General features: G+C 65.3%; 28 protein-coding genes and 1 pseudogene. 6 read left to right on the top strand and 23 right to left on the bottom strand.

All coding sequences use genetic code 11. The features are described from left to right. Window positions 1-27 precede the first annotated feature (27 nt). A complete protein-coding gene (locus tag ACOZ4I_RS18125) occupies window positions 28-1,341 on the bottom strand; it encodes a DUF362 domain-containing protein (protein WP_424005324.1) in 1,314 nt (437 codons plus the stop codon). Between the two features lie 163 nt (window positions 1,342-1,504). Between ACOZ4I_RS18125 and ACOZ4I_RS18120 the strand changes: the two genes are divergently transcribed. Beyond that, window positions 1,505-2,773 carry a four-carbon acid sugar kinase family protein gene (locus ACOZ4I_RS18120; protein WP_424005322.1) on the top strand — a complete coding sequence of 423 codons (1,269 nt, stop codon included), beginning with the start codon at window positions 1,505-1,507 and terminating at the stop codon, window positions 2,771-2,773. Beyond that, window positions 2,766-3,761, top strand: coding sequence for a 4-hydroxythreonine-4-phosphate dehydrogenase PdxA (pdxA, locus tag ACOZ4I_RS18115; RefSeq protein ID WP_424005320.1), 996 nt, complete (start codon window positions 2,766-2,768; stop codon window positions 3,759-3,761). Before ACOZ4I_RS18120 ends, pdxA begins: the two co-directional genes overlap by 8 nt. 183 nt (window positions 3,762-3,944) lie before the next feature. On the opposite strand, the gene fba is transcribed toward pdxA, so the two are convergent. The 15 genes from fba to ACOZ4I_RS18040 form a co-directional block, all read right to left on the bottom strand. Then, window positions 3,945-4,937, bottom strand: a complete 993-nt coding sequence (fba, locus tag ACOZ4I_RS18110; protein WP_424005319.1) for a class II fructose-bisphosphate aldolase — start codon at window positions 4,935-4,937, stop codon at window positions 3,945-3,947. A 150-nt stretch (window positions 4,938-5,087) separates the two neighbouring features. After that, on the bottom strand, window positions 5,088-5,786 hold the full coding sequence (locus ACOZ4I_RS18105; RefSeq protein ID WP_424005318.1) for a cyclase family protein: 699 nt from the start codon (window positions 5,784-5,786) through the stop codon (window positions 5,088-5,090). A gap of 160 nt (window positions 5,787-5,946) precedes the next feature. Beyond that, the gene (locus ACOZ4I_RS18100; protein WP_424005316.1) at window positions 5,947-6,936 is read right to left on the bottom strand and encodes a zinc-dependent alcohol dehydrogenase family protein; all 990 of its coding nucleotides are present in this window, start codon (window positions 6,934-6,936) and stop codon (window positions 5,947-5,949) included. A 145-nt stretch (window positions 6,937-7,081) separates the two neighbouring features. After that, the gene (locus tag ACOZ4I_RS18095) at window positions 7,082-8,254 is read right to left on the bottom strand and encodes an ABC transporter ATP-binding protein (RefSeq protein ID WP_424005314.1); all 1,173 of its coding nucleotides are present in this window, start codon (window positions 8,252-8,254) and stop codon (window positions 7,082-7,084) included. Window positions 8,255-8,345: 91 nt separating this feature from the next. Continuing rightward, entirely contained in the window at window positions 8,346-9,227 is an 882-nt protein-coding gene (locus ACOZ4I_RS18090; RefSeq protein ID WP_424005312.1) for a carbohydrate ABC transporter permease, read from the bottom strand. Continuing rightward, window positions 9,227-10,159: a carbohydrate ABC transporter permease gene (locus ACOZ4I_RS18085; RefSeq protein ID WP_424005311.1), complete on the bottom strand. Its 933-nt coding sequence runs from the start codon at window positions 10,157-10,159 to the stop codon at window positions 9,227-9,229. The genes ACOZ4I_RS18090 and ACOZ4I_RS18085 overlap by 1 nt, the downstream gene beginning before the upstream one ends. Before the next feature lie 41 nt (window positions 10,160-10,200). Then, window positions 10,201-11,664 (bottom strand): substrate-binding domain-containing protein, encoded by a 1,464-nt coding sequence (locus tag ACOZ4I_RS18080; protein ID WP_424005309.1) that lies wholly within the window; start codon window positions 11,662-11,664, stop codon window positions 10,201-10,203. A gap of 166 nt (window positions 11,665-11,830) precedes the next feature. After that, on the bottom strand, window positions 11,831-12,610 hold the full coding sequence (gene glpR / locus ACOZ4I_RS18075) for an HTH-type transcriptional regulator GlpR (protein ID WP_424005308.1): 780 nt from the start codon (window positions 12,608-12,610) through the stop codon (window positions 11,831-11,833). A gap of 75 nt (window positions 12,611-12,685) precedes the next feature. After that, window positions 12,686-13,525 carry a class I fructose-bisphosphate aldolase gene (locus ACOZ4I_RS18070; RefSeq protein ID WP_424005306.1) on the bottom strand — a complete coding sequence of 280 codons (840 nt, stop codon included), beginning with the start codon at window positions 13,523-13,525 and terminating at the stop codon, window positions 12,686-12,688. Between the two features lie 60 nt (window positions 13,526-13,585). Further along, entirely contained in the window at window positions 13,586-14,368 is a 783-nt protein-coding gene (locus ACOZ4I_RS18065; protein WP_424005304.1) for an SDR family NAD(P)-dependent oxidoreductase, read from the bottom strand. A gap of 806 nt (window positions 14,369-15,174) precedes the next feature. Continuing rightward, a complete protein-coding gene (locus ACOZ4I_RS18060; RefSeq protein ID WP_424005302.1) occupies window positions 15,175-15,990 on the bottom strand; it encodes an ABC transporter permease in 816 nt (271 codons plus the stop codon). Next, entirely contained in the window at window positions 15,987-16,712 is a 726-nt protein-coding gene (locus ACOZ4I_RS18055; protein WP_424005300.1) for an ABC transporter ATP-binding protein, read from the bottom strand. Before ACOZ4I_RS18055 ends, ACOZ4I_RS18060 begins: the two co-directional genes overlap by 4 nt. Continuing rightward, window positions 16,709-18,622 (bottom strand): NosD domain-containing protein, encoded by a 1,914-nt coding sequence (locus ACOZ4I_RS18050; RefSeq protein WP_424005298.1) that lies wholly within the window; start codon window positions 18,620-18,622, stop codon window positions 16,709-16,711. Before ACOZ4I_RS18050 ends, ACOZ4I_RS18055 begins: the two co-directional genes overlap by 4 nt. Window positions 18,623-18,711: 89 nt before the next feature. Beyond that, on the bottom strand, window positions 18,712-19,980 hold the full coding sequence (locus ACOZ4I_RS18045; protein WP_424005296.1) for a M20 family metallopeptidase: 1,269 nt from the start codon (window positions 19,978-19,980) through the stop codon (window positions 18,712-18,714). Window positions 19,981-19,984: 4 nt separating this feature from the next. Next, the gene (locus ACOZ4I_RS18040) at window positions 19,985-20,206 is read right to left on the bottom strand and encodes a YgaP family membrane protein (protein WP_424005294.1); all 222 of its coding nucleotides are present in this window, start codon (window positions 20,204-20,206) and stop codon (window positions 19,985-19,987) included. Between the two features lie 204 nt (window positions 20,207-20,410). Between ACOZ4I_RS18040 and trxA the strand changes: the two genes are divergently transcribed. Continuing rightward, window positions 20,411-20,806, top strand: coding sequence for a thioredoxin (gene trxA, locus ACOZ4I_RS18035; RefSeq protein WP_424005292.1), 396 nt, complete (start codon window positions 20,411-20,413; stop codon window positions 20,804-20,806). A gap of 102 nt (window positions 20,807-20,908) precedes the next feature. Here the strand turns inward: trxA and ACOZ4I_RS18030 are convergent, their stop codons facing one another. The 7 genes from ACOZ4I_RS18030 to ACOZ4I_RS18000 all read right to left on the bottom strand — a co-directional run bounded on the left by ACOZ4I_RS18030 (window position 20,909) and on the right by ACOZ4I_RS18000 (window position 24,978). Next, complete coding sequence (locus ACOZ4I_RS18030; RefSeq protein ID WP_424005291.1) at window positions 20,909-21,583, bottom strand: DUF1641 domain-containing protein; 675 nt, start codon at window positions 21,581-21,583, stop codon at window positions 20,909-20,911. A 10-nt stretch (window positions 21,584-21,593) separates the two neighbouring features. Further along, a complete protein-coding gene (locus ACOZ4I_RS18025; RefSeq protein WP_424005289.1) occupies window positions 21,594-22,736 on the bottom strand; it encodes an NAD(P)/FAD-dependent oxidoreductase in 1,143 nt (380 codons plus the stop codon). 36 nt (window positions 22,737-22,772) lie between these two features. Continuing rightward, window positions 22,773-23,015, bottom strand: a complete 243-nt coding sequence (locus ACOZ4I_RS18020) for a sulfurtransferase TusA family protein (protein WP_424005288.1) — start codon at window positions 23,013-23,015, stop codon at window positions 22,773-22,775. 63 nt (window positions 23,016-23,078) lie between these two features. Further along, complete coding sequence (locus ACOZ4I_RS18015) at window positions 23,079-23,477, bottom strand: DsrE/DsrF/DrsH-like family protein (RefSeq protein WP_424005286.1); 399 nt, start codon at window positions 23,475-23,477, stop codon at window positions 23,079-23,081. 132 nt (window positions 23,478-23,609) lie between these two features. Next, window positions 23,610-24,011, bottom strand: coding sequence for a helix-turn-helix domain-containing protein (locus ACOZ4I_RS18010; RefSeq protein ID WP_424005285.1), 402 nt, complete (start codon window positions 24,009-24,011; stop codon window positions 23,610-23,612). 113 nt (window positions 24,012-24,124) lie between these two features. Beyond that, window positions 24,125-24,724, bottom strand: coding sequence for a DsrE/DsrF/DrsH-like family protein (locus ACOZ4I_RS18005; protein ID WP_424005283.1), 600 nt, complete (start codon window positions 24,722-24,724; stop codon window positions 24,125-24,127). Then, window positions 24,721-24,978 (bottom strand): sulfurtransferase TusA family protein, encoded by a 258-nt coding sequence (locus tag ACOZ4I_RS18000; RefSeq protein ID WP_424005281.1) that lies wholly within the window; start codon window positions 24,976-24,978, stop codon window positions 24,721-24,723. Before ACOZ4I_RS18000 ends, ACOZ4I_RS18005 begins: the two co-directional genes overlap by 4 nt. A 241-nt stretch (window positions 24,979-25,219) precedes the next feature. Here ACOZ4I_RS18000 and ACOZ4I_RS17995 point away from each other — a divergent pair, with 241 nt between their 5' ends. From ACOZ4I_RS17995 to ACOZ4I_RS17985, 3 genes and pseudogenes are all read left to right on the top strand, one after another. Then, window positions 25,220-25,693, top strand: coding sequence for a YeeE/YedE family protein (locus tag ACOZ4I_RS17995; protein ID WP_424005279.1), 474 nt, complete (start codon window positions 25,220-25,222; stop codon window positions 25,691-25,693). After that, window positions 25,690-26,148: a DUF6691 family protein gene (locus ACOZ4I_RS17990; RefSeq protein WP_424005277.1), complete on the top strand. Its 459-nt coding sequence runs from the start codon at window positions 25,690-25,692 to the stop codon at window positions 26,146-26,148. Before ACOZ4I_RS17995 ends, ACOZ4I_RS17990 begins: the two co-directional genes overlap by 4 nt. A 280-nt stretch (window positions 26,149-26,428) precedes the next feature. Then, window positions 26,429-26,572: pseudogene (locus tag ACOZ4I_RS17985) on the top strand (DUF7512 family protein); the annotation flags it as partial. Window positions 26,573-26,623: the final 51 nt, after the last annotated feature.

Below are 26,623 nucleotides of genomic sequence, written 5' to 3'. Positions count from 1 at the left end.
TTCACTGATGCCGAAGACGGTGTGGCCTCACTCCCAGGACATGGCGAGGTCGCCGTGCTCGTCGAACTGCCACGGTTCGTCTCCGTGGACGGTGACGTCGTCCCGGTCGACGAGTTCCGCGGCGACCGGTTCGGACACCCACAGCTCCCCGGGTTCCATCGTGCTCTCGATGCGGGCGATGCGGAGGTCGCTCGCGCTGGCGACGCCGGTCATCGACGCCGAGAGCACGAACGCCGTCGCGTCGCTCGGGACGACGAAGGGCAGTTTCGCCCGGTTCGTCTCGCCGCTGGTCACGATGTTGACGTACGTGTCCTCGAAGTCGACGGCCGCCGCGAGGTCCTGGTGAACGAGATCTGCGAGCCCCATCCCGAGGGCGTTTCCGTGGGAGGCCGGCGTTAGCGACCGGACGTAAATTCGAGTGATGGAGGGCTCGTCGACCTCCGCCTGATTGTGGAACCGAACCCGGCCGATGACGTTGGTGTCGAGTCCGGTCCCACTGATCTCCTTGCCCATCGCGTCGACGACGAGCAGGTCGAGGTCGTCGACCGGGAGTTGGGGGAAGAAGTCCTTCGAGCGCTCCAGTAGCTCCGGTTCCCCATCCACGAGGTCCGTCGCAGGAAGACCGTGAATTTCGGCGGCCTCCTCGGCGGCGTTCTCGATGATGCCCACACCGCCGACGATCGGCGTCTCCTCGACGAGGATCCCCGCCCACTCCGGGATGACCTCGTGAAATCCCCGGTCGAGGGCGGCGTTGTGCATGTTGTCGGCCCCGCGCTGTTTGCCCAGTCCGACGACGGCCATCTTACAGAGCCCGCTCTCGACGTCGCCCTGGAAGTCGGTGTGCAGTTTGACCCGGTTGACGAGCAGGACGGCGTCGGCATCGAGCGCGTCGTCGGCCGCGTAGACCGGCCTTCCGGTCGAATCGGTTCCCACCTGCTCGACGGCGAGCGAGGAGCGAATCTCACAGCCCAGTCGGTCGGGAGTGATACCGAGCGTCGCGAGCGTCTCGCGCTGGCCCTCGGGAGTCGCGCCGCCGTGGCTGCCCATCGCCGGGAAGACGAACGGCTCGAGGCCACGGGACTGCAGTTCCGAAACGACGGCTTCGAGCACATCCGGGAGGACGTCGATACCTCTGCTTCCGGCGGTGATTCCGACAGTGCTCCCCGGTTCGAGGTCGTCGAGTTCGGGGACGTCGTTCACCGCGTCGACCGAGGCCGCCGTGACATCCTGAACGGTCGGCTGCTCCCGCTCGCAACTGACACGGTAGGCGCGCGGCAGATCGGACAGTTCGGCGTCGGTGGCCGCCTCTAACCGCTCGCGCTCTGGAAACTCGAACTCCATGGATATCATAGTATTATACATCCGAAACTTATGTGTTGCCCCTCTCACCCGTGTGTCGGTGACCGTGCGAATGTTTCTTTACGGAGCCCGTCCCCAGACGAACCATGGACTGCCACAGGCCAGCCCAGCGTCAGTCCCGCGAGAGACGGCGGGAGGGGAACCGATGACCCGCTGTCTGGTCGTCGCAGACGATCTGACCGGGAGTTGTGACGCGGGCCACGAGTTCGCGGCGCGCGAGTACGACACACGCGTCGTCCTCTCCACACAGACCGACGCGGAGCCACGGGGGGACGTCACCGTGTACAACACCGACTCACGCTACGCAGACCCTGCTATCGCCGCCGAGCGCGTTCGATCGGCCCTCGGACACGCCGATGGATCGGTCGTGTTCAAAAAGATCGATTCGACCCTTCGCGGGAACGTCCGCGTCGAGGTGGACGCCGCGACGCACGCCGTCGACCCCGCGCTCGTCGTCGTCGCACCGGCGTTTCCGGGCAACGGGCGGGTGACGGCGAACGGGCTTCACCTCGTCGACGGCCAGCCGGTAACCGAGTCACCACCCGGTCAGGACGACGAGCGCCCGCCGACGCACGACTCGCTCCCGGAGGTCTTCGCGTCGAGTGACTATCCCGTCGAGCACCTCGGCGTGGGGACCGTCGCGCGCGGCACCGCCGCTGTGCGTGAGGCCCTGGCGTCGCTGTCATCGACAGCCGGCCCGGTCGTCGTCACCTGCGACGCCGTCACGGACAGTCACCTCGCGACTATCGCCACCGCGGCCGACGAACTCGACGAGCGGTGTCTGTACGTCGGAAGCGGCGGGCTCGCACGCTACGTCGGCGTCCCTGGAACGCCGTCTGGAGCGGGAATCGACGTCGACTCGACCCGGCCGGTCGTGGGCGTCTCGGGCAGCGTCGCACCGGAGACGCTCGAACAGATCGAAGCGGTGTCGGACGACCGGCGGCGACGGCTCAACCTCGAGACGGCGGTCTCCGACCCATCCACCGCGGGGGCCGACCTGGCGGCTCGTGGCACCGCTGCCGTCGACGAACACGGCGGTGTGCTACTCCACAGCGCCGACGCTCCCAGCGACGTCGAACGGGCGATGGCGGCCGGTGAGCGAGCGGGCGTCGACGGGTCAACCGTCCGGCGTCGTGTGACGGACGCGCTTGCGCACGGCGCCGCGACGGTCGTCGGCGACGGCCGGGCGTCGAACCTCTTCGTGACCGGAGGGGAGACCGCTCGGGCGCTCCTCGAGGCCCTCGACGCGACGGCGCTCCGGATGGCCGGCGACGGCGTCGCGCCGGGCATCCCCCTCGCGACCGTCGAGGGGGGCGTCGCCGACGGAACCGCGGTCGTCACGAAGGCTGGCGGGTTCGGAGACCGGCAGGCAATCATTAAGTCCCTCGCTCGTCTGGGTTTGCGTGATGAGTGAACGAGCCCCTACTGTCGGCGTCACCATGGGTGACCCCGCGGGCATCGGTAGCGAAGTCATCGTCAAATCGCACCCGCACCTCGCCGAGACGGCGACCGTGGTCGTCATCGGCGACGCGTCGGTCCTCGAGGACGCGGTCGCTCGGTTCGCGTCCAGCCTGACTGTCCGTCGCGTCGACTCGCCGGACGAGGCGGCTGCCGACCCCGGAGTGCTCCCGGTGATCGACCTCGACAACGTCTCCGATCACGAGTACGGCGAACTCTCGCAAGCGAACGGCGAAGCGAGCCTCGAATACGTCGAGCGGGCGATCGAACTGGCACAGGCCGGCGAGATCGACGCGATAGCCACCGCCCCGATCAACAAACAGGCGACCCGGATGGCGGGGAGCGAGTACGCGGGCCACACCGGGATGCTCGCAGACTACACCGACACCGACGACTACTCGATGATGCTGATCGAGGACGACCTGACAGTGACACACGTCAGCACGCACGTTCCGTTGCGTGAGGCCTGCGATCTCGCGGTCGACGACGTCGCGTCGACGATCGCCGTGACGGACGAGGCGCTCCGCGACCTCGGCATCGACGAGCCGTCCGTCGCCGTCGCGGGGTTGAACCCGCACGCGAGCGACGGCGGCCTCCTCGGTGACGAGGAAGCTGAGATCATCGAACCGGCGATCGACCGCGTCGCCGAGACCGGCGTCGACGTGACCGGTCCCCTCCCCCCGGACACGGTCTACGTTCGGGCCGCGTCGGGCGAGTTCGACTGCGTCGTCTCCATGTATCACGATCAGGGCCACATCCCGATCAAGATGCTCGGCTTCACCGGCGACGGCGACGCAGTGAGCGGCGTCAACGTCACCATCGGTCTCCCGATCGTCCGGACGAGCGTCGACCACGGCACCGCGTTCGACATCGCCGGTGAGGGGGTCGCCTCCGAACAGAGCATGATCGATGCGGTGTCGACGGCCGTCAGACTCGCCCGATAGAGCCAGTGACCGTTTTTCCTGGACGAACGACTACTGCGTGCGTCACAGTACGGACTCGGTGGCCGATTGTGCGTACGTTACCGTCGGGTCTGCGGCGGACCCACTTCAGAAGGCGAACTGCGAGAAGTAACGGTGTGAGTCTGTCTCTGGAACCGCCCCGGGGCGACGAGACCCGCTGCCCGTTCAGACGTAACGGCTCTGCCCGGCGCTACCGGCGACCTCGGCGAGGTCCGCGTGGACCTCGGCGATGCGTTCTCTGATCTGTCGGTCTGCGACGCGCGGGTCGAAGCGGTCCTTGTCGGGCGACCAGTCGACGCCGTTGAAGAAGGTGTCGCGGTCGTCGTCGACACCCTCCGGCGGGATGATGTCGGTCGGGGCCTCGTTGTAGAGATCGAACGCGGTGCGGGTGTGTTCGTACTGGTAGCGAGTGTCCTTGTTCATCTTGCAGATACCGTGCTGGAGCATCTGTCGGAGCTGGTCGGGCTGGACGCCGGAGGAGCCATGCAGCACCAGCGGCGTGTCGAGCCCGTGGTCGGTCAGCGCCTCGCGGATGTCCCGTGCGAGGTCCGGGCGCAGTTCGAGGTCCTTCCCCTTGGCGACGCCGTGCTGGGTGCCGACGGAGATCGCCAGCAGGTCACAGCCGGTTCGGTCGACGAACTCGACAGCCTGTTCTGGGGCGGTATAGAAGGCGTCCTCGGATTCGATCTCGTCCTCGGCGCCCTTGATCTGCCCAAGCTCGGCCTCGACCAGGATGTCGCCGTCGGCCTGCTCGGTCAGCTCGACGACCTCGCGACTCCTCTCGACGTTCTCCTCGAAGGGCTCGTGGGAGGCGTCGATCATAATCGAAGACGGGATGTCGAGCTCCACCTGCTTCTCGATGGTCGCCAGGTCCGTCTGGTGGTCCATGTTGAGGAACACGCCAATGTCGTACTGCTCGGCGATGAGGTCGATGTAGTTGGCCATCGCCCGTAGCCCCGCGATGGGGTCGCCGTTCCCGGCAAATGTGCAGGCGCCGCTGGCCATCTGCACCAGGAGGTCGGACTCGACCCGCGAGGCCCCTTCCATCAACCCCATCATCGTGTTCGGCTCCGCGATGTTGCTCGCGACCAGGCCAAAGCCCTCTTCGAGCGCGTCGTCGTATACGTCCGAAAGCTCAGAACCGCCTTTGAATGGCATGCGTTGGCACCGAATCGGAATCCGGACGCCGATACAGTAAACCCACTCCCGAATACCTTCGTCACTGTCGGCCTCTCTCCCGCTGAGACGCGCTATTGCTGTCGAATCGAATCACGAACCAGCGCCACAGCGCTGTTCGTCTGCGACAAACTACACGAGCGCGAAGGCACGGACCGAACACCCGCCTGTCCCCTCGACGTTGAGCGGCGGGAAGAAGAAGTCCGCGCGTCGGCTCTCCGCTCCGTCGAGGACCTGGTCGAGATTCCGCAACTCCTCGATGGGGAGCACGTCGTTCTCGAGCAGCGGGAGATGTGAGTCCGACGGGTGGACGTCGGTCGACGGGCCGTGGGCCGGCACCTCGTCGTACCAGCCGCCGACGCTGGCCCCCTCCGTCCCGACCGCCTTCGGGTTGAGCGAGGCGACGTACTCCGCGGCCTCACCGGTCAGATAGGGGAACTCGAAGAGGTATTCGGGCGTCTGCCCGTAGTACTCGTCCCAGCCGGTGTGGAGCATGAGGACGTCGCCGGGCCGGATCTCGGACTCGTAGGCCTCGATGTCGGCACGGGTAATCGCCTCCTCGGGCTCTTTGGGCGTCAGGTCGACGACGACGCCCTCGCCCATGAACCGCTCGATGGAGAAGTCGTCCACGGTCTTGCCCTCGGGGATGAAGTGCGCCGGTGCGTCGATGTGAGTCGCCGTGTGACTCCGCATCTCGAGTCGTTCCATCGTGAAGCCGTCGCGTGCGGCGATCGACGTCTGCTCGACCTCGACCGGTGGAAAACTCGGCCACACGGGGATGTTCTCACGGATCGGGTTGGACAGTTCGATGACTCTCTTTGAATCGAACATGATAGAACCGACTGCCCACGAAAAAATAAGTATTGTGCTCAGCGGGATGTCCGAGCCACTCGTCTCACGAATCGAACGCGATCATGCCGTTGAACGTCGTCGGAGTCGTTCTAACTGCTCGTCCCGAAGCGACTCGCCCTCGTGCCGACGTCTCCGTCAGTCACTCTGCCTCGTTCGGGTAGATCATCTTCTTCAGTCCCTCGTTGTTCTCCATCTGATCGAACGCGGTCTGGAGGCCGTCGAGATCGAACTCGTCCGTGATGAGCGCCTCCGTCTCGATCCGGTCGCCCTGCAACAGCGTCACGGCGCGTGAGAAGGTGTTGTGCGTGAGCGCGAACACGCCGACGACTTCGAGTTCGTGGTAGTAGATGTCGAACGGATCGAGCTCGATCGTTTCGTCCTGTGGCGGGACGCCGAATACGACCGTCGTCCCGCCGGGTGCGGTGATCGAATGCGCGTCCTCGATCGTCGTCGGAAGCCCGACGGCTTCGACGGCGACGTCGACTCGGTCGACCAGTTCGTCGATTTGCTCTCCGAGCGCTCGCTCCGTCGGGTCGACGACGTGATCGGCCCCGAGTTCGAGAGCGATCTCTCGGCGACGCTCGATCGGTTCGGAGACGACGATCTGCCCCGCCCCGCTCGTTCGAAACGCCTGGAGCAGCAGCAATCCGATCGGTCCGGCACCCACGATCACGACGGTGTCACCGCTCTCTACGTCTGCCCGATCGACGCCGTTGATGCAACAGGCGAGCGGCTCAGCGAAGGCGGCCTCCGAATACGAGAGGTCGCCGATATCCTGCAGACACTGCGCGGGCGCACGGATGTACTCCGCGAACGCACCGTCGAGGATCTCGTCACCCGCGCCCCCCATCGAGACCGTGTTCTCACAGAGGTTCTGTTTCCCCTCGGTACAGAAGTCGCACTCGCCGCAGGGAATCCCCGGGAAGATGGCGACCCGATCGCCCGTCTCGAAGTTCGTTACGTCGTCGCCACTGGCGACGACCTCGCCTGCGCTCTCGTGGCCGGGGACCACGGGAAACTCCGCCGGAAAGGTCCCGTGGTACAGATGATAGTCGGTCATGCACACGCCACAGGCCCCGACCTTCACGATCACGTCCTTCTCGCCGGGTGTCGGGCGCTCTCTATCCATTACGCGCACGTTTCGCTCGTCAGTAAGCACTGCGCTCTTCATACAGGGATCGTGTGAAATATCTCTATGATCGAATATAAAGATACCGACGACCACTCCAGAAGTCCCCCCACGGCCAGACCGAAACAGTCCGCTCTCGGACGGTTCAGTCCGTGGACCCGCTGACAGTCTGCATCCGTTCTTCGAGGGCGACTTCCGCCTGTTCGTCGAGTCTCCGCTGATGGATCGTCTCACCCGTCTGCGCGTCGAACAGGTGGACGTCCTCGTCGGGGATTTCGACGTAGACGTGCTCGCCCTCGGCGAGGGGCCGCTGGCCGTCCGCCTCGACGATGAACGTCTCCTCGCGCTCCTGATTGACTGCCGTGAGATAGACGTAGGAGATGCTTCCCATCGGTTCGACGACGTCGATGACGGCCTCGAACTCGTGGCTCGATGCCGCGTCGTCGTGGAGCGAGATGTCCTCGGGGCGCGCCCCGAGAACGACGTCGGTTTGCCCGTTGACCGAGCGTTGCATTCGCTCGGTCAGGTCGTAGTCGAAGCCGTCGGCCCGCAGGGTGCCGCCCTCGACGGAGCCGTCGAAGAAGTTCATCGACGGCGAGCCGAGGAACCCGGCGACGAACTGATTGACCGGCCGGTAGAAGCACTCCAGGGGCGTTCCGACCTGCTGAAGTTCGCCGTGGTTGAGCACGACCAGTCGGTCGCCCATGGTCATTGCCTCGGTCTGGTCGTGGGTGACGTACAGCGTCGTGACGCCGAGTTCGCTCTGGAGGCGGTTGATCTCGGTACGCATCTCCGTGCGGAGCTTGGCGTCGAGATTCGACAGCGGCTCGTCCATCAGGAACACGTTCGGATCCCGGACGATGGCCCGACCGAGCGCGACGCGCTGTTGCTGGCCGCCCGAGAGTTCGCCGGGCGTGTTGTCCAGCAGCATGTCGATGTCCATCATCTCCGCCGCCGAGCGGACTTTCTGCTCGATTTCGTCGTCGGACATGTCCGTCGACATCTTCAGGCCGAAGGACATGTTCTCCTCGACGGTCATGTTCGGGTACAGCGCGTAGTTCTGGAACACCATCGCGATGTCCCGCGCTCGCGGCCCGAGTTGATTCACCAGCGTGTCACCGATGTGAACGTCGCCCGCTGATTGCGTTTCCAGTCCAGCGACGATGCGCATGAGCGTCGACTTCCCCGACCCCGACGGGCCGACGAAGACCACGAACTCACCGTCTTTGATGTCCAGCGACACGTCGTCGACCGCGACGATCGAGTCGTCTCCGTCACCGAATCGCTTTATGACGTCGTCTATCGTGATCTTTGCCATTAGCGTTCCTCCGTGGTGCGGCTCGTTGAACGGCCCCTCACCGCGTGGGCGTGGTCTGCGAGCAGTGCGTCTCGTCCGTGCAAATGCGTACTCATTCTTTGATCACCACACCGAAGCTGAGTCCGGCAGCGAGGTACTTGTTCACCGCGATCAGGAAGATCATGACGGGGAGGATCATCGCCGTCGAAGCAGCCGCCAGCATCGACCACTCGATGGATCGGGAGCCGATGAACGAGTAGACGAATAGCGTCACCGGCACGGCCTCGAAGCTCGTCAGCACGAGCCCGAACAGCAGCTCGATCCAGGCGAAGATGAAGCTGATGATGGCCACCGAGAAGATCCCGGGTTTGGCCGCCGGCAGGACGACCTTGCGAAAGCTCTGGAATCTGGTCGCCCCATCGACGCGGGCGGCTTCTTCCAGAGTCTCGGGGATGCCGTCGAAGAACGCCTTCATCACCCAGACGACAAGCGAGAGGTTGATACTGACGTACATCAGCACCATCCCGATTCGCGTGTCGAAGAGGTTCAGTGCCCGGAAGATGAAGAAGAACGGGAGCACGACGGCGATGGGTGGGAGCATCCGCGAGGAGAGAATCCACACCAGCACGTCCCGCTCCATCGGAATGTCGTACCGCGAGAGGACGTACGCCGCCGGCACGCCGATCAACAGGACGAGGATCACCGAGGCGCCCACCATGATGAGGCTGTTGGCGAAGGCCGTCACGAACTCCCCCTGTTGGGCGAGCTGGATGTAGTTGTACACCGTCGGCAGGAAGACCCAGTCCGGCGGGAGCGAGTTCGCCTGTCCCGGCGGCTTCAACGACATGGAGACCAGCCAGTACAGCGGGAACAGCACGATGAACGACCACACCAGCAGGATTGTGTGGCGAATCCCCGTGACGAGTTTCTCGCGGGTTTCCTTGTCGAGCCACTGTGACCCGGTCGCCGCGGAGTCGAGATCTGGAGCCGCCATCAGTCCCACACCCCCTCGAAGCCGACCTTCGCGATGACGATGTTCGCGATCGCGATGACGAAGATGAGGTAGACGACGGCGATCGCCGCGGCCACGCCGTACTGGTTGTTGATGAACATCTGCTCGTAGATGTTGATGCTCACCAGTTGCGTTGCCGTTCCGGGACCGCCGTTGGTGAGTCCGTACACGACGCCGAACGTCCGGAACAGGTCGATGAGCCGGATGAGGGTGGCGACGAACACCACCGGCTTCATGTACGGAATGATGACGTGGACGTAGCGGCGCCACAGCGGCGCGCCGTCGACTCGCGATGCCTCGACGAGCGTCTCAGGCACCGAGGAGAGGCCGGCGTAGAAGATGATGAACATGAACGGCGTCCAGTTCCACGTATCGAGCAGGATCACCGTCAGCAGCGGAATCTCCGAGAGGAACGCCGGCGCGGCAAACGGCGTCGCCGTGTTGATGACGTACGGGATGATTCCGATTTCGGTGTTCAGCATGATCCGGCCGATCGTGGCGAGCGAGACGGGCGCAACTGCCATCGGAATGATGAACAGGACCCGATAGAACGATTTCGCGCGGCCGGAGTCGACGCCGGAAACCAGTGCCGCCAGGAAGAACCCGAGGACGCTCTCGAGGAACAGCGCACTGACGACGACGGTGATCGTGATGACGAACGAGTGCAGCGCGCCACCGCGCGTGAAGGCGGTCTCGAAGTTACTCAGACCGACGAATTCGGCCTCGAAAACGTTCAGCGTGGGCTCTGCAATCAGACTGAGATACAGGTCGTAGGCCCCGGGGAAGAAGGTGATCATCACCATCACCAGTACCATCGGAGCCATGAACCAGTACGGCAGGTACTCGTTCCAGAGTTCGCTCAGTCTGGCGAGCCCCCGGTTGCTTGTCGTTTCCGTCTGCGTTGGTGTACTCATAATGGGGTGTGGTTGTGGCGAGTTCGCTCCAGCGGCACCGATCAGCCGCTGTAAATGTCTTCGGCGACCGATGCAGCCTGCGTCATCGCGTCCTCGGCGGACTTCTGGCCGGCGATGGCCCGCTGGAGTTCCTCGGAGTAGCGCTGGCCCCACTGCGGGTACTTCCGGTCGAACGGGTCAGGGGCGGCCGCTTGCAGGGATTCGAGCGACACCTGTGCGTAGTCTTCACCGACTTTCGAACGGTAGTCGTCGTTCTCCCAGACCGACTGACGCACGGAGAAGACGCCGCTGCTCTCCGTGTTCATCCAGAGATCGGTCGGTGGGGAGGTCGCCCAGAGCATGAACAGGAAGCCCTGCTCGGAGTTCGAGGCGTTCTTCGACGTCGAGATCTGCCAGTTGAACGCGTTCGGATTGAGCTCGCCGCCCTCCGGCTTGGGAACTTTGGCGATTCGAACGGTGTCGGCGACGCTGGACTCGTCGTTCGTCAGGCCGCCCCAGAACATGTTGGCGTCGGCGACGATGTGGCCGGTGCGCCCCTCCTGCATCGTCGAGAGCACGTCCGACCAGGTCTGGCTCGACGCGCCCTCGGGCCCGTAGTCCTGGAGGAGGCTCGTGTAGTACTCTGCCGCCTCGATGACGCCGTCGGTGTCGAGCCCGGAGTCGGTCGGGAACTCGGTCCAGAGGCTGGTCCCCTTCTGGCGGAGGAGCGTGTTGAGGATGTAGATGTTCATCCCGTAGCCCTTCTGGCCGCGGCCGGCCGTGCCGACGATGTCGGACTCCTCCTCGTGGATGACCTTCGCGTTCTCGCGATGGTGTTGCCACGTCTCCGGGACCTCGAGCCCGTGTTTGTCGTAGAGGTCCTGTCGGTAGAACTGGGTCTGGACCTCGACGGTGATCGGCAGTCCCGTCCAGTTGTCGCTGTAGCCCCCACCGTGGGCCTGCCAGCGGGACGCCTCGAAGAGGTCGTTGGGCTTGTAGAAGTTCTCGTCGTAGAGGCTCCCGTCGTTGAAGTACGGGTCGAGCGGCTGGAGCCAGCCCTCCTCGCGGAACTGGTTGACCACCTGGTCCATGAAGAAGACGTCGAACTGACCAGCACCGGTGCTGGCGTCCGTCTGGCGCTTGGTCCGGAACTGCTGTTCTGGCAGGATGTTCCAGTTGACGGTGATCCCGGTCAGTTCCTCGAAGACGGGAATCGCGGGTTTGATCGCGTCGACCCACGGGTGCTGGACGGCACCGATGTTGATCGACGACCCGTCGAACTGCTGCCAGTCGATGTCCGCACTATCGTACTCGCTGAGCGGGATCGCGAGGTCGCCGTTTGAGCCACCGTCGCTCGAACCGCCCGAGCTGCCATCACCGGACCCTCCGTCACTCGAACCGCCCGAACTCCCGGAACTGGAACCACCGTCTCCCCCTCGGGTACATCCCGCAAGGGCAGTGAGAATGCCTGTACTTGCCACACCTGACGCTTTCAGGAAGGTCCGTCGAGTAGTATCGTTGGACATAGTTAACGGCCTCGTGCCCAATATTGAGACTATAATATTTAATCCTTTCCATTACAGGGGCCTCACGACGATAGCGACCCCTGAAGACTTCAGCGACGGAGCAGCGGCCTGAATTGGTCACTCGAGTGCGAACCCTGGGTGGTGGCCACGTCCGCAATCACATGCTTCAGTCGCGGCTGCTTCCATCGAAAACGTCCTCGACGAGCTCTGTGTCGTCGAACAGATCGCGGTAGTCTTCAGGCACACGTTCATCGGTGATGAGGAGGTTGATCTCGTCGATCGATCCGAATCGGCGGAAACTCTGCTCATCGAACTTTTCCGCAGTGGTGACCACGACAGTCCGTGCCGAGTGTTCGACGACGAGCTGTTTGATCTTCGCTTCTGACTCGTTCGGTGCCGACAACATACCATCGGGCTCGATACCGTTGACACCGATGAACGCGAGGTCGAAGTTGGAATTGCGGATGTAGTCCTCCGTCGTCGGGCCAACCAGTGCCTTGGTCTCACGCCGATACTCTCCACCGGTCGTCTTCACCGTACCGTCGGATTTCGACAGTTCGAGCACTAGCATCGGAGAACTCGTGACGGCGATGATCGAGTCGTCGTCCGGGACCATCTTCGCGACTTGCATTGTTGTCGTCCCGGCATCGAAGTACACGACGTGCCCTTCAGAGAGTTCCTCGATGGCCCGGTCGGCGATTGCCTGTTTACGTTCGAGGTGCTGGATGAGTCGCCGATTGAACGACCGCTCGATACCCACGTTCGTCATCGGGGCGACGCCGCCGTGCGTCCGCTCGACGAGATTTCGGTCGGCGAGATCACGAAGGTCACGTCGGATGGTCGACTCTGACACGTCGAGACGGTCGGCCAGTTCCTCGACCGAGAGGCTACCGTGCTTCGTGACCAGCTCCGTGATCGAACGACGGCGTCGTTCCGGGGTCGTCACGAGGCGACACCCCAGGGCCCGTTCGTTCCGTACACCGGTGCGGTTTCCATGACCAGACGTAACGGCGACGCGTATTTAGCTTTCTCGCCCGCTTGCGACCGCGGCCGGCTCCGCTCCGTCCCACGCTTCCTCGACGGACGCACCGTCGTGGACGATATCCATGAGCGCGGAGACGGTTCGCTCCGGATCTTCGGACTTCCAGATCGTCCGACCGATCATCAGTCCGCGCGCACCCGACTCCATCGCTCCTTCGACGGATTCGAGCATGGCGCGGGTCGTGCCGGTGGCCGGGCCGCCCAGAATCATCACGGGGACGGGCGAGTTCTCGACGAGCGGCTCGAACGACTCGACGCTGCCGGTGTACGGTGCTTTGAGGATGTCAGCGCCGAACTCCCATCCCATCCGCATCGCATCGGCCACGTAGTCGACGTCGGTCTCCAGCTGGTCCGGGATGCGTTCGCCCCACATGACCGGTTCGACGACGAGCGGGATACCGGTGCCACGCAGTTCCTGCGAGAGCTGTCCGATGTATTCGACGTTCTTGCGGAAGGTTTCGGTGTCGTCGCGGCCGTAGACGAGGACCGTCTTGACACCGACGGGGTCGAGCTCCGCGAGGAAGTCCGCGTCGAACGCTGGCGTCCAGATGTCTTCGCCGTGATCTCGGCCCGGGCTGGTCGACCACGTCACGACGTCTGCCGTGAGGACGACGTCGACGTCTGCCTCCTGCAGGCGGTCCTGATAGTGACGGGCGAAATGCGGGCCGACGAGCACCGCGTCTGGCTGTCCGGCCAGCACTTTGTCGAGTGTCTCGTCCGGATTGTGGAATCCGTCGGGCGACCCGAGGCTCAGACCGTGATCTAGCGCTACGACGACTGCGTTCCCAGAGGGAGTATCGAGGAGTTGCTCTGTACTCATTGGCTCCAGTTGACTTCTGTGGGTGCACGTATATAATTATTCTCCTGCCGGGCGCGTCAGTCAGATGATCCGCCACCCGCCATCGACCATGAGCACCTCGCCGGTCACGTACGAAGCGTCCTCGCTGGCGAGATAGAGGGCTGCACCGGCAACGTCTTCTGGTGTGCCCGCACGTCCGGCCGGAACCGGCTTGATGAGGTCGTCCTTCGCCGCCGCTTCGGGCGCTGTCTCGGACCAGCCATCGATGAACTCGGTTGCGATCTGTCCGGGACCGATGGCGTTCACCCGGATATCGTGCTCTGCGAGTTCGAGCGCCGCACCGCGGGTGATCATCTTCACGGCGGCCTTCGTGGAGTCGTACTGTATCTGCTCGCGCTGGGCCACGAACGAACTGATCGATGCCGTGTTCACGATTGCGCCCTCCGTCCCGCGGTCGATCATGTCCTGTGCCGCGGCCTGACAGCCGAAGAACACGCCTTTCGCGTTGACCTGGTGGATCTTCTCGAACTCCTCTTCGCTGACCTCGAGGAGGTTCCCGCCGATGAACAGTCCCGCGTTGTTTACCATCACGTCGACGCCGCCGTACTCTCCAGCGTGATCGACGACCGCGCGAATGTCGTCTGCGTCCGATACATCTGTCTGGACGAACTCGGCCGTACCGCCCTGCTCACGGATGAACTCGTGTGTCGGCACGTCGGCGTCCTTGGGTTCAGACTCGATGTCTGCGTTGATAACTGTGGCTCCCGCCTTCGCGAATCGAGTGGCAATCTCTCGTCCGATTCCGGAGGTCGCTCCTGTGATTACGACGGTGTCTCCATCGAAATCTGCACTGTAGTCAGGCATCGTCACCCACTCTGTCATGATATATGTTAAAGATTTGGGGGACGATCGGTCGCGTCGCTCCCCATGAGACGACTGTCGTTCTCGGTCATTTCTCGTCGCTGGCTGTTAATTCGAGTGAAAAATGGGTGAAAAACGACACCTGGAACGTGTCTTGGTATCATACACCAAGACTCGAAGCGGCGATCGCAGCCGAATTACGCATCGATGCGGTTCTGAGTCGGTGGAATCTTTTGCATTTGATTTCGATAATTTAAGAGATCATCTGCAGTATTACGTATGGGTGCGACGCATTATCCCAGCGGCCCGCTCATCTGTCAACGAAGTGGAGTCACCGATCAGGTCACGTGACGCGGGCGCAGTTCACGGTGCAGTCCGTTTCGCGGATTCGGCTCCTCACACGCGCCACACTACGACGGTGATCGATGCGCCTCTCATAACAGGGGTACACTCGTTATGGGTCCTCTCGTCACGGGTCAGCGTCCACTCCCCGGCATTGGCTCGGCCGGAGTAACACTCTCCAAGACCCCCTGTGGACCGTCGATTCTCCTAACGGCTGTACACGTGTTATTCGACACGTGTCGCTGCTCTCTCTGTCCGCGGTACCTCTATCTGGACACAAACTCTCCCATTATATTCTTACTATGCCATATATGGCTACGGATATCGGAATAATCCACACTACAACACTCGATTAACATTTTTCAAACACTCATTTCGACTTGTATATGGATATCTGACGAAACTAAATCGGGATTTCGCTGTCGAACTATCCAAGTCGTGTTCTCCCGCCCTCGTGACCCGATTCGTCACCGTGCGTCGGTCACGAGTTCCGTCGCGACGAGCGAGCCGACCCACCAGAACAGGAGCGACCCGACTGCGACCGCGCCGGAGACGAACGCCGAGCGTCCGGGGACCGCAACGTACAGCACCTGATCGAAGACCAGCCCGCGGTAGGCCCCGGCGGGCGTCATCGCGAGCGCGCCGCCGAGCGTCTCGCTCGTCACGAGGCCGCCGTCCAGTCCCGCGAAGACGGCCACGTCGCCGCCGACAGTGACGACGAGCAGGCCCGCGAGCGCGAGCACCAGCGCGCGGCCCCGGGAGCCCGCGAGCGCGGAGAGGACGAATGCGAGCGACAGCGATACGAGGGCGTACCAAAGGGTGAGTGCGAGAAAGCGCACGTACAGCAGCGGCGAGTCGACGCCGCGGTGGCTGGCGAACACGGTCGTCTCCGGGCCGGCCGTCGTGGCGACGTGGACGCCCAGCGTCGCCAGCGGGAGGCCGACCAGGGCGAGCAGGACCGCGCTCCGGCCGGCGTAGACGCCGCCGACGTAGGCCCACGACGGGAGCGGGTACGTCTCCAGCACGTCGAGTTCGCCGCGGGCGGCCGGGTCGGCGATGGCCCGGTAGCCGACGGCGAAGGCGACGGTCGGGACGAGGACCTCGACGGCGACGAGCAGGTCAATCACCGTCGGGACGTAGCCACCGGTGGGGCCGCCGCCTGCGCGGGCGACGCCGAACACCGTGGCGGCGAGCACCGCGAGCAGTCCGAGGTAGGCCCGCGTCCGAAGGGCCGCGCGGACCTCTCTGACGAACACCGTCCAGAAGCGGGCCGTGTGGCTCACGCGTCGCCCACCTCCGCGGCGGTGACCACAGCGTCCTCACGGTCCAGCAGCGAGGTGAACGTCTCGTGGAGCGGACCGCCGGTCCGCTCCCGAAGCGCCGCGGGTGTGTCGACGGTCACCACCGCGCCCGCTTCGAGGACGGCGAGGCGGTCGGCCGTCCGCTCGACGAGCGATAGCTCGTGCGAGCTCAGCGCGACCGCCCGGCCGTCGTCGGCGATGGATGCGACCACGTCGAAGATCAGTTCGCTCATCGCCGGGTCGAGCCCGCTCGCCGGTTCGTCGAGGACGACCACGGGCGGGTCGCCGGCCAGCGCCTGCGCGATGCCGAGCAGCCGAGTCATCCCGCCGGAGAGCCCGGCGACGGGTCGGTCGGCCACGTCGCCGAGACCGACGCGCTCCAGCAGTCGGTCCGGATCGTCGGCCACGAGGTCGGCGTAGAAGCCGATGGTCTCGCGGACGGTGAATCCCGGCCGGAACGTCGGCCGCTGTGGCAGGTACCCGAGGCGGCGGACAGCCTCCGGCCCGTCGTACTCGACGGTCCCGCCCGTCGGCCGGTCGAGGCCGAGCAGGACGCGCAACAGCGTCGTCTTGCCCGACCCGTTCGGGCCGATGAGGCCGGTCACGGCGTCGGCGGACACGTCGAGCGAGACGTCCGAGAGCGCGGTCACGTTGCCGTAGGTCTTGCTGACCTCGTTGGCCGACAGGTACGTCTCGCCCGTCACGTCGATGCCTCCCGGTGGGTCTGGTTTCGAAGCATGGCGACAGTCTCCGGATTCGCGGGCGTCGAACGCGGTGCGGTGTCCACGATGCTGCCGCGGCGGAAGCCCGGAGTCGTCCCCCGCAGCGCGCGCAGGCCCCGGACGCTGGGGGCGGCCCGCAGGACGAACGCCGCGTCGGTCCGATGGAGTCGTCGGTCGACCGGATCGGTCGGGGAGTAGGGCTGTGACAGCGTCGGGCCGGCGGTCCCGCCCACGTCGGCGGCCCCGCTCCAGTAGTTCCCGCGGCCCTCGTGGGTGTAGATCCGTAGCGGCCCCGGGCCCGAGACCGCATGGCGGTCGTTCGCGACGAAGTCGTTCTCGGTGACGATGTTCGAGGGGACGACCGTCGAAGCCGCGACGCCGACGTCGTTCCCGTAGAGAACGTTTCGCTCGTACAGCGATCGCGCTGCGTTCGTCGAGAGGCCCCGGCCGGTGTCGACCACGACGTTGTCCGCGACGTAGCTCCGGGACCCCGACATCGAGATGCCGGCCCCCGAGCCTCGCACGGTGTTGCCGACGACGGCGTTGGCCGCGGGGTCGGTCATGACGACGACGCCGGAGTACTCCTGCTCGCGAGCCGTGTTGCCGGCGATCAGCGCGTGCGATGTGTACATCAGGTGGACGCCGAAGCGGTTCTCGGTGAAGGTGTTGTTCTGGACGACGGTCCCGTCCGCGCGGTGGAGGTAGACGCCGTCGCGGCCGCCGCGGAAGGCGGAGTCGCGGACGACCACGGGTGCGTGCATCGCGACGACGCCCATGAAGCCGTCCCGCCAGTCGTCGGTCCCGTCGACCGTGACGTTCTCGACGACGGCCCCCGGGGACTCCCTGAGTACGACGCCGCTCGCGGGCGTGTCGACGGCGAGGTCGGCCACGTACAGCCCCGACGCGTTGCGGCCGGTGACCGCGGCGTCACTGTTCCCGTAGGCGGTCGTCACCGCCGCGTCCCACGCCTCGGAGTCCGACGCCGACCGATTGCCGACCGTCTGGGTGCCGATACCGACCACCTCGAAGCCGACGACGCCGACGCGGTCGGCCGTCACGGTCACGACGGTCCCGTTCCCGCGGCCGTCGAGCGTCGCGCCCGCGCCGCGCAGCGTGACGGGCTTGTCGACGGTGACCCGCTCGCGGTAGGTGCCGTTCTCGACGAGGACCGTCGTGTTCGGCGGCGCCGCGTCGACGCCGGCCTGCACTGTCGACACGTCGCGGCCGACGATCACCGACACCGGCCGGTCGCGGTACCGCTGGACGCTCTCGACGGCGGTTGCGGCGCGCTCGCGGCGCGGTTCGACCTGCTCTCGCACGGCCTCGGCCTCGTCCACGTCGAACGAGCGATTCTCGATCCGCTCCCAGCCGACGACCCGCCCGCCGCAGTCAGCGGCGAAGGTCACGGCGTCTCCCCGGTCGGAAAACGGAACGATGGCCGGACCGGAGGGGACGCGCGCCCGCCCGTCGACGACGTAGGACGCGTCGCTCGCGAGCACCCAGTCTGGCGGAACGTCAGTTTCGAGGTAGTTCGACTCACCGCAGCGGACCGGCTTGTCGCTGTAGTCCGAGACGTAGACGGCGAGCGGGTAGCCGAACTGCCGCTCGTGGCCCGGTTCGGACAGCGCCGTCACCGCCATGTCGACGCCCGCGTAGCCGACGACGTAGCGGTACTGCGAGTAGAACACCTCGACCTTCGGGACGCTGATCGCCCGGTTCCGGGCGATTTGCGCGTCCGCCATCGTGATGCCGCGCTCGACGGTCCGGTCGAAGGGGACCGGGTCCGGGCGCGCGCTCCCCAGGTCGGCGGCGAACGCGGCCCCGAACACTATCGCGGCGACAGCGACGGCTGCAAGGGCGAGCGTCTGTCCCGTCGTCGGCCGTGGTCGCATCTACCGTCCGTTCGAGCGTCCCGACAAAACGTCGTTTGGTTCGATGGTCGAAACGCCGCTTCCGTCGGCTGCTCAACAACGGCCGCTCGCTACGCGCTGCCCGCTGGCCGGTCGCCGACCTCGGCCAGGTGGTACGGGAGCGCGGCGTAGATTCGCGCGTTCCCGCGCAGGGCGTCCACGGTCGTGTACTCGTCGGCAGCGTGGGCGGTGTCGGTACCGAGCGCGAACTCGACGGTCGGAACGCCCGTCTCGCGGAACTTCTTCGCGTCGCCGCCGCCGGTGGCGCTCCGCCGGTAGACGCGGTCGCCGGTCGCGTCCGCGACGGTCTCGGTCACGGCCGCGACGAGCGGGCTGTCGAGCGGTTCGTAGGTCCCGACGCTCCAGCTCACGTCCGCGATTTCGATGCCCTCGCAGTCGGCCACGCAGTCGCGGAGCCGCGCGAGCACCTCCGGCGTTCGGACGCCGGCGGTCAGCCGAACGTCGAGTTCGGCCCGCGCCGACACGGGGACGCTGTTGACGCTCTTACCGCCCGAAAGCGTTCCGAGGTTGATCGTTGGGTGGGCGAACAGGTCGCGCGCGGCCGCCTCGCCCATCGTCGGCTCGTAGTACGCGACCGACTCGTCGACGATCGATCGGACCTCGGGAACCAGGTCGAACGGCTCCGTCCCGAACCGTGAGCGGATCGCCTCGATGGCTCCGTACAGGCGGTCGATGGCGTTCTCGCCGAGCATCGGACGGGAGCCGTGCGCACCGCTGCCGGCGGCTTCGAGTGTCAGCCAGACGCTCCCCCTGTCCGCGACGGTCACGGAGCGCCGGTCCCCGCCGCAGGTCGTCTCACCGATGACGCACCAGTCGGCGTCGAGTCGGCCGGCGTCGAGGACCGCCGGCAGGCCCGGCTCGCCGGCAACCTCCTCGTCGCTCACGAGCGCGAACTGTAGGCTCACCGGCGGTGTCGTCTCCGTCTCCGCGTAGACGGCCGCCGCTTCGAGCATGGCGGCGAGCGGCCCCTTCATGTCTGTCGCCCCGCGGCCGTACACGCGGTCGCCGTCGCGCTCGCCTAAGGGGTCATGTTCCCACGCGCGGCCGTCGTACGGAACGGTATCGAGGTGGCCGTTGTAGAGGAGCGTTCGCGACCCATCACCGGGGATCCTCGCGAGCAGGTTCGGCTTCGCCGGGTCGGCGACGACGCGCTCTGTCGCGACGCCCAGCCGGTCGAAGCGCGCTTCCACGGCGTCGACCAGTGTGGCCGTCTCACCCGGCGGGTTCGAGGTGTCGACGGCGAGCAGATCCAGCAGTTCCTCGACCGGTGCATCCCCTCGGTGCTGTAGTGCGGTCCGTAGCGGCTCGGGCAGGTCCATCCAGCTAGCGGCGCTTCTCGGCGGTGGTAATCCCCGTTCCGGCGTAGATGGGACAACGCTGGGCCGCCCCCGTGACGAACAGGATTGCGCCGACGGCGATCGCGAGCGCCGCGACGAGTGCGCTGGCCGCCAGGTAGCCGGCCAGTGCTAGCACGCCCACGAGCCCAGCGAGTACTCCGAGGACGATGCGAACGTTGCGGTCGAGCGTTCCGACGTTTCGTTCCATAGGATTGTATTTATCGTGCACTACTTTGTAGGTTTCGGTCAATGCCGGTTCGTGGGAACTGGCCGACGAGTATTGTACTGCGAAGCAATCAGGCATAGACCCACTCTCCCGTTCGGGCCGATTGTTCTGTCACGTTGGGATGGACACTAGTATTGTCTAAAATGTACAAAACAGTAAAGTACGACCGGCCCGTAGTTCAGCTCGATGAGCGATATTCCAATCGACGAGATCCGTGCGGAGAAGGCCGAGAAGCTGAAAGACGAGGCCGGCGACGACGCCGCGCCCGCCGAACCGGTCCACGTGAACGGCGCGTCAGAGCTGTCGGCGGTCACGAGCGAGAACGCGGTCGTGCTCGCCGACTTCTACGCAGACTGGTGTGGCCCGTGTAAGATGATCGCGCCAGTGATGGACGAAATCGCGGCCGAGACGGACGCGGCCGTCGCCAAGGTCGACGTCGACCAGAACCAGCAGCTGGCCGGCCAGTACGGCGTCCAGGGCGTTCCCACGCTCGTGCTGTTCGCCGACGGCGAGCCGGTCGAGCGCCTCGTCGGCATGCAGAACAAGGACCAGCTGGTCGCCCTGATCGAGCGCCACGGCTGAGCGCGGCTCCGTTCTTCGTTTTTTTGAACGCGTCACCGTCAGAGTGAGCAACATCGCGAGCGTCGCCGCCTTCGACTGTCGATCAAAACCGTTTCGGCCGGCTCACGCCTCGCGGCGGTCGCGGCCGAGGGCCTTCGCCACCGCGAGCAGGAACCCGAGTCCGGCCTTGACCTCCGGGTCCCGCATCGCCCGCGCGAGTCCGAGCACGCCCGGTGACGCTGGGGGTTGCTCGCCGGCCTCGCCCAGCGCCGCCAGCATCGATTCGAGGGACTGTGCGACCTCCTCGTCGGCCGCGGTGTCGGCGAGTTCGCCGAGACGCGACCCCGTGGCGGCCAGGTTCGTCACCATCTCGTCGTCGAGCGCGGCGGTGGCGAGCGAGAGCGTGTCCGCGAGCGCCAGCACGTCGTCGAGCGTGCCCGAGCGCTGGAGTTCCGCGAGCGTCTCGATCGCCTCTGCCAGTTCCGTCGCGTTTTCGCCGGTCGCCTCGCCCAACTGTGCGGTCTCGGGCGTGGCGAGGCCGTCGGCCGCAGCTCCGAGGTTCGTCCCCGTCCGCGCGAGCGTCTGGACCATCTCGTCGTCCATCGCGGCCGTCCCGAGCGCCGCGCCGTCCAGCAGGTCGTTCACCTGTTCGAGGTTGCCGAGGAACCGCGCCACCTCGGCCGGGCGCTCGGCGACGGCTTCGCGTACCTCCGGCGGGAGGTCGGTCTCGGCGTCGGGCGTCCGTTCCCCGTCGCTCGCTCCGGTTTCGGCGTCCTGCTGCTGATTCTGTTCGGCCATTCGACTCACCTCAGAGCAGCCCCCTGGCGGTCAGCCAGTAGGACTCGTTGTAGCCCAGTTTCGCCCAGTGGATGGGCTTCGAGGGGGCGCGGACGGTCGGCTGCGTGCCGTACTCAAACTCGACGAAGGTCGCCTCGTCCATGCCGCTCTCGATGAAGCAGACCGTCTTGCCGTGGTACGTTGCCGTCGGGGCCTGCCCGCGGACGCGGCTGGCGAGGCGATCGGCGACGGTCCCCGCCTCGTAGTGGGCGACGCTCCCGGCCTTGCTCGTGGGCACGTCCGCGAGGTCGCCGACGACGAAGACGTCCTCGGCGTGGGGCGATTCGAGGGTGTGCCTGTCGACCTCGGCCCAGCCGTCGTCGCCGAGGCCGGCCGCCGAGACGAGGTCACTTCCCTCGTGGGGCGGGATGCCCACCAGCAGGTCGTAGTCGAGTTCCTTGCCCTCCATCGAGTGGAGCACCCGGTCGTCGGGGTCGACCTCGTCGGCGTTGAAGAACGTCTCAAGGCGGATGTCGCGCTCCGCGAAGACCTCGCTCGCCCAGTCGGCGATGCTCTGGATGCCGTGGGCGCGCTGGATCGGGTAGGTGTAGGTGATCTCGACGTCCTCGCGGAGGCCGCGCTCGCGGAACCAGTCGTCGGCCATGAGGACGAACTCCACGGGTGCGGCCGGGCACATGTGGGGCGTGCCGATGACCGACAGCACGAGATGGCCCTCGGTGAACGTCGCCAGTTCGTCGCGCAGTGCCTCGGCCCCGTCCGGGCCGTAGAAGTGGTGGCCGCCCGCGGCGAGTCCGGGCACCTTCTCGGGTGCGAGCCCCGCGCCGGTCGCCAGCACGAGGTGGTCGTAGGCCATTTCGCCGCCGTCGCGGAGATCGAGGGTCTTTCGGTCGGTGTCGACGCTCTGGACTCGGTCGATCTCGATGTCGATCTTTCGGTCTACCAGGTCGGCGAGCGGTCGCTTCGCGTCGCCGACCGTCTTCTTCCCGAACGGGACGTAGAGGAAGACCGGCTTGTACACGTGGTTCCTGTCGTCGGAGACGAGCGTCACGTCGACGGCACCGCGCTCCAGTTCCGGGCCGAGCTTCTCGGCGAGCCGGTTCGCGAGCACGGTGCCGCCGGTGCCGCCGCCGACGATGACGATGTGTTCGGTCATGGTGTGTCGTGGGTGTTCTCGAACGCCGATACTGGGCTAGTTCGTCCTGACGAACAGGCTCCAGTAGTCGCCGTTGTCGACGCTGTCGAGCAGGTCGTGGCCCGCTTCGTCGAGCCACTCCGGTACGTCGCTCCTGGAGCCGCTGTCGGTGGTCTGGAGTTCGATGACGGTGCCCGATTCGGCCTCTTTGACCTTGCCGATGAGGTCCATCAGCGGACCGGGGCAGGTGGCGTCGCGGGAGTCGATGGTGACGTCGGGGTCGTATTCTGCGTCGTTCATTGTCGTGGGTTCCGTGGTCTGTGGTGTTCGCTGTGCGGTTGTCGTGCAATACTGAGTAGGCCGTCAGACGAAGACGACCTGTTTGTCTCGCGCCCGGTTGAGGAAGCCCGACACGCCGAGCGTGTCGTCGAAGACGTCGACGTAGTCGTCGAGGTCGGTCTCGAGGAGGTCCATCGCCATCTCGCAGGCGTACAGTTCGATGTCGCCGATAGCTTTCGCTTGCGCGAACTGCTCGTAGAACAGCGGCATCTCCGCGCCGTCTGCCTCGAGCATCTTCGCGCCGACCGGACCGACATCGAAGTCGCCGGACTCGACCGTCTCCGTCTGGAACGGGAGCAGCCCGTCCATGGTCGCGAATATCTGTACGGGTACGTCGGAGGCCGCGGCGACCGACGCGATAGTGCTGACCGCCTGCACGCGGGACAGTTCGCGCGAGGCGAGGACGATTGCGTAGCCTGACATGGTGCAGTTGACGCTTCGAGCCCCGGGAGGATAATATTGTGCACTATTCCCAATACCTAAGAATACTGCTGTCCGAAATTAGGGTCGAGAGCGGAGCGGTCGAGTCAGCACGCTCGCGCGAAAAGCAATCCGTCAGTCGTCGACCGGAACCGGATCGGCGGTGTCCTCGTACTTGGTCCTGAACTCCTGGATGAGCGTGCCGATCTGGGCGTACCAATCGTTCAGGAGCCGCTGCATATCGTCGGCGACCGCGTCGGGGTCGGCCGGGTAGTACACGTGGTAGTAGCCGCCCTGGTCGTAGTTGATCTGCTCTTTCTGGACGAGGCCCGTGTTGAGCAGTCGCTGGATCGAGCGGTAGGCGGTCGAGCGCTCGCGTTCGATCCGGTCGGCGATCTCGTCGACGGTCAGCGCCCCGTCGCTCTCGGCGAGCACCTGGAAACACTCTCGGTCGAGGTCTTTCAATCCGTGGAGACACTCGAGCAAGCCCTCGCACTCCATGTCCTGCCTGAGCATCTCGGCCATCGAGTCTGGCATACGTTCTTCTACGGTCTCTACCGATAAAAAGGGTTATGCAAATCATGCACAACACTGCGGGCAGTCGGTGGGAGCACGAACGCACACGGCGAGGTCGGCGGGGTCGACCGGGGTCAGACGAGCAGTTGCACGTCGGCGTCGGCCATGCGTTCGAGCGCCGTCGCGGCGCCGACGCCGACCGTGACGCCGTCGTAGAAGTCGTCCTCGTCGTAGTCCATCAGGTCGATGGTCATCTGGCAGGCCTGCATCTCGACGCCCATGTCGAAGCAGGTGTCGAGCAGTTCCGCGATGCTCGCCGTCTCGTTGTCGTCGATGCGCTTTCGCATCATCTTGGTCGTCATCCGGTCCATCCCCGGCAGCGACGCGATGGCGTTCGGGACCGGCATGTTCGGGTTCCCGACGGCGCTGAGCTTGAGGTCCTTCGAGCGCTCCTCGTGGAGGATGTCGAGGCCCCAGAACGTGTGGAACACCGTCACGTCCCAGCCGAAGGCGGCCGCGGTCGAGGCGAGGATCAGCGGCGGGTACGCCATGTCGAGCGTCCCCTTCGTCGCGACGATGACCATCGACTTCGTATCGTCGTCCGTCTCGACTGCGGCGTCGGACAGCTGCTCCTCCAGTTCGTCGACGCGCTCGCGGAGGGCTTCCACGTCGGCCGCTTCGCCCTCTGCTGCCGGCGCGTCAGCGTCCGGTGCGTCCTCTGTCTCCGTGCTCATTCTTCCACCTGCACGTAGTGGACGTAGACGGTCTCACCGCCCTCGTCCCGTTCCTCCTGGTCGACCAGCGAGACGCCGTCGGTCCCCGAGGCCCAGCCGTCGATGTCGCTCATGCTCCCCGAGTCTGTAGCAACGACTTCGAGGAGGTCGCCCGCCGAGAGGTCGTCGACGGCCTGTTTGGTCTTTACCACCGGCATCGGGCAGGCGGCACCTTTCACGTCGAGCGTTTGGGTCACATCTGTTTCGAGACTCATGTGTTGTCTTCATCGTACAATACTGGGTGGGGACTTGTTAATTGTGTCGGTATTGCCCACTACAGTAGTTCCTCAAAACGAGTATATGCGGTTTGTCGACCAGTATAGGCCGACGACGGCGAATTAGTATTGTGTAATTAGTGGTGTTCTATGAAAATCCTTTTGCGTATTCGGCCAGTACAGTCGGGTGTTACATGACCGAAAACGCACGCAGACTCGGCCCGGGAGGCGGTTCGAACCGATGATCGGAGCCGAACTGTTCCCCCACGGTATCGCGCGGTACGCGATCGGTGGCGCGCTCATCGGCGGCGGCGTCGCGTTCATCTATCTGTCGACCGGAATCATCGCGGGCGCGAGCACGTTCCTGGAGTCGACGCTCTCGTACGTCTCGTCGGTCCCACGCTTCAACCGCGGCTCGTACGTCGCCTCGCGCGACTGGCGCGTCGTGTTCACCCTCGGCATCGTCCTCGGCGCAGCCGTCTACGCCGTCGGCTGGCAGGGCGGCGCCTGGACGACGGACGTCCAGTGGTGGCGACTGCTCGGCGGCGGGATACTCGTCGGCGTCGGGACGCGCCTCGGCAAGGGATGTACCTCTGGCCACGGCGTCTGCGGTGTCGGCTCGATGTCGCGAACGTCGCTCGTGAACGTCGCCACGTTCATGGCCATCGCTATCGGGACCGCACAGCTCGTACAGGCCCTGGGGGTGACGCCGTGAGCCGGCGCGGCGCGGCGTTCCACCTGAGCGTCCTCCTCGGCGGGCTGATCTTCGGGTTCGGGCTCGCGTACAGCCACATGGCCCGACCCGAGGTCGTCCTCGAATTCCTCCAGTTCGAGGACCTCGGCCTCTTGTTCGTCATGGGCGGCGCGGCCGTCGTCTCCGGTGTGACTTTCGCCGTCGCGACGCGTCTGCGCGGGCGGGCTCCGCTCACCGGCGAGGAGTACGTCCGCCGGCTGAAGTCCTTCGACCGCAACGTCGTGGCCGGCGGCGCGATATTCGGCGTCGGCTGGGGCGTCTCCGGCATCTGTCCTGGCGCGGCGTACGCGAGCGTCGGCATCGGTAACTGGCCGATTCTCTGGGCCATCGGCGGCATGTTCCTCGGCGCGTACGCACAGGGGTTCCTCCGCTCGCAATTGACCGACGCTACCGCCGGCCCGACGGCGGCCGACTGAATCCGCAGCCTCTCGGTTCTCTCCCCGACTCTCGTTTTCACCACTGTTCTCACACACTCACCCGACGAGCCGCGCGTGACCCCTTCGTCCTGCGGTCGGAGCCCATGCACCGGCCCCTATCCGAGGCCCGTAGCCACTCATACGTTATGCATCACCACCGATTCGTTATCCCGATATAGTATTGTACTACTGGCCCACAACCGTTATCTATCTCTGCCGAGTAGCACGACTGTGCAGTATTTCACCAGAAACACAATATCGGAGGGAACGTCGGAGAACCATGTTCGGAATTGAATCGCTCGGACCCGGCCTCCAGGCGGCCGCGCTCGTCGGCGTGGTACTCGTCGAAGCGATCGTGCTGTACGTGGGGTACGGCGGCCTCGAAGCGGTGTTCGGTCCCTCGCTGAAGCGTGTCTTGCAGGGGCGATGTGCGCTCGCTGACGCGGTCTTGCGTCGGTGTCCCACGGCCGAGAAC

The organism is Haloarcula salina, from assembly GCF_049603855.1.
GTDB classification, from domain to species: domain Archaea; phylum Halobacteriota; class Halobacteria; order Halobacteriales; family Haloarculaceae; genus Haloarcula; species Haloarcula salina_A.
Note: the sequence above shows the minus strand (reverse complement) of the source record. Positions and strands in the feature narration are given on the sequence as shown.

Excerpts from the sequence above, each read along its gene's own strand:
- ACOZ4I_RS18125 (WP_424005324.1), bottom strand. The coding sequence starts at position 1,341 with ATGGAGTTCGAGTTTCCAGAGCGCGAGCGGTTAGAGGCGGCCACCGAC.
- ACOZ4I_RS18120 (WP_424005322.1), top strand. The coding sequence starts at position 1,505 with ATGACCCGCTGTCTGGTCGTCGCAGACGATCTGACCGGGAGTTGTGAC.
- pdxA (WP_424005320.1), top strand. The coding sequence starts at position 2,766 with ATGAGTGAACGAGCCCCTACTGTCGGCGTCACCATGGGTGACCCCGCG.
- fba (WP_424005319.1), bottom strand. The coding sequence starts at position 4,937 with ATGCCATTCAAAGGCGGTTCTGAGCTTTCGGACGTATACGACGACGCG.
- ACOZ4I_RS18105 (WP_424005318.1), bottom strand. The coding sequence starts at position 5,786 with ATGTTCGATTCAAAGAGAGTCATCGAACTGTCCAACCCGATCCGTGAG.
- ACOZ4I_RS18100 (WP_424005316.1), bottom strand. The coding sequence starts at position 6,936 with ATGGATAGAGAGCGCCCGACACCCGGCGAGAAGGACGTGATCGTGAAG.
- ACOZ4I_RS18095 (WP_424005314.1), bottom strand. The coding sequence starts at position 8,254 with ATGGCAAAGATCACGATAGACGACGTCATAAAGCGATTCGGTGACGGA.
- ACOZ4I_RS18090 (WP_424005312.1), bottom strand. The coding sequence starts at position 9,227 with ATGGCGGCTCCAGATCTCGACTCCGCGGCGACCGGGTCACAGTGGCTC.
- ACOZ4I_RS18085 (WP_424005311.1), bottom strand. The coding sequence starts at position 10,159 with ATGAGTACACCAACGCAGACGGAAACGACAAGCAACCGGGGGCTCGCC.
- ACOZ4I_RS18080 (WP_424005309.1), bottom strand. The coding sequence starts at position 11,664 with ATGTCCAACGATACTACTCGACGGACCTTCCTGAAAGCGTCAGGTGTG.
- ACOZ4I_RS18070 (WP_424005306.1), bottom strand. The coding sequence starts at position 13,525 with ATGAGTACAGAGCAACTCCTCGATACTCCCTCTGGGAACGCAGTCGTC.
- ACOZ4I_RS18065 (WP_424005304.1), bottom strand. The coding sequence starts at position 14,368 with ATGCCTGACTACAGTGCAGATTTCGATGGAGACACCGTCGTAATCACA.
- ACOZ4I_RS18050 (WP_424005298.1), bottom strand. The coding sequence starts at position 18,622 with ATGCGACCACGGCCGACGACGGGACAGACGCTCGCCCTTGCAGCCGTC.
- ACOZ4I_RS18045 (WP_424005296.1), bottom strand. The coding sequence starts at position 19,980 with ATGGACCTGCCCGAGCCGCTACGGACCGCACTACAGCACCGAGGGGAT.
- ACOZ4I_RS18040 (WP_424005294.1), bottom strand. The coding sequence starts at position 20,206 with ATGGAACGAAACGTCGGAACGCTCGACCGCAACGTTCGCATCGTCCTC.
- trxA (WP_424005292.1), top strand. The coding sequence starts at position 20,411 with ATGAGCGATATTCCAATCGACGAGATCCGTGCGGAGAAGGCCGAGAAG.
- ACOZ4I_RS18030 (WP_424005291.1), bottom strand. The coding sequence starts at position 21,583 with ATGGCCGAACAGAATCAGCAGCAGGACGCCGAAACCGGAGCGAGCGAC.
- ACOZ4I_RS18025 (WP_424005289.1), bottom strand. The coding sequence starts at position 22,736 with ATGACCGAACACATCGTCATCGTCGGCGGCGGCACCGGCGGCACCGTG.
- ACOZ4I_RS18020 (WP_424005288.1), bottom strand. The coding sequence starts at position 23,015 with ATGAACGACGCAGAATACGACCCCGACGTCACCATCGACTCCCGCGAC.
- ACOZ4I_RS18015 (WP_424005286.1), bottom strand. The coding sequence starts at position 23,477 with ATGTCAGGCTACGCAATCGTCCTCGCCTCGCGCGAACTGTCCCGCGTG.
- ACOZ4I_RS18010 (WP_424005285.1), bottom strand. The coding sequence starts at position 24,011 with ATGCCAGACTCGATGGCCGAGATGCTCAGGCAGGACATGGAGTGCGAG.
- ACOZ4I_RS18005 (WP_424005283.1), bottom strand. The coding sequence starts at position 24,724 with ATGAGCACGGAGACAGAGGACGCACCGGACGCTGACGCGCCGGCAGCA.
- ACOZ4I_RS18000 (WP_424005281.1), bottom strand. The coding sequence starts at position 24,978 with ATGAGTCTCGAAACAGATGTGACCCAAACGCTCGACGTGAAAGGTGCC.
- ACOZ4I_RS17995 (WP_424005279.1), top strand. The coding sequence starts at position 25,220 with ATGATCGGAGCCGAACTGTTCCCCCACGGTATCGCGCGGTACGCGATC.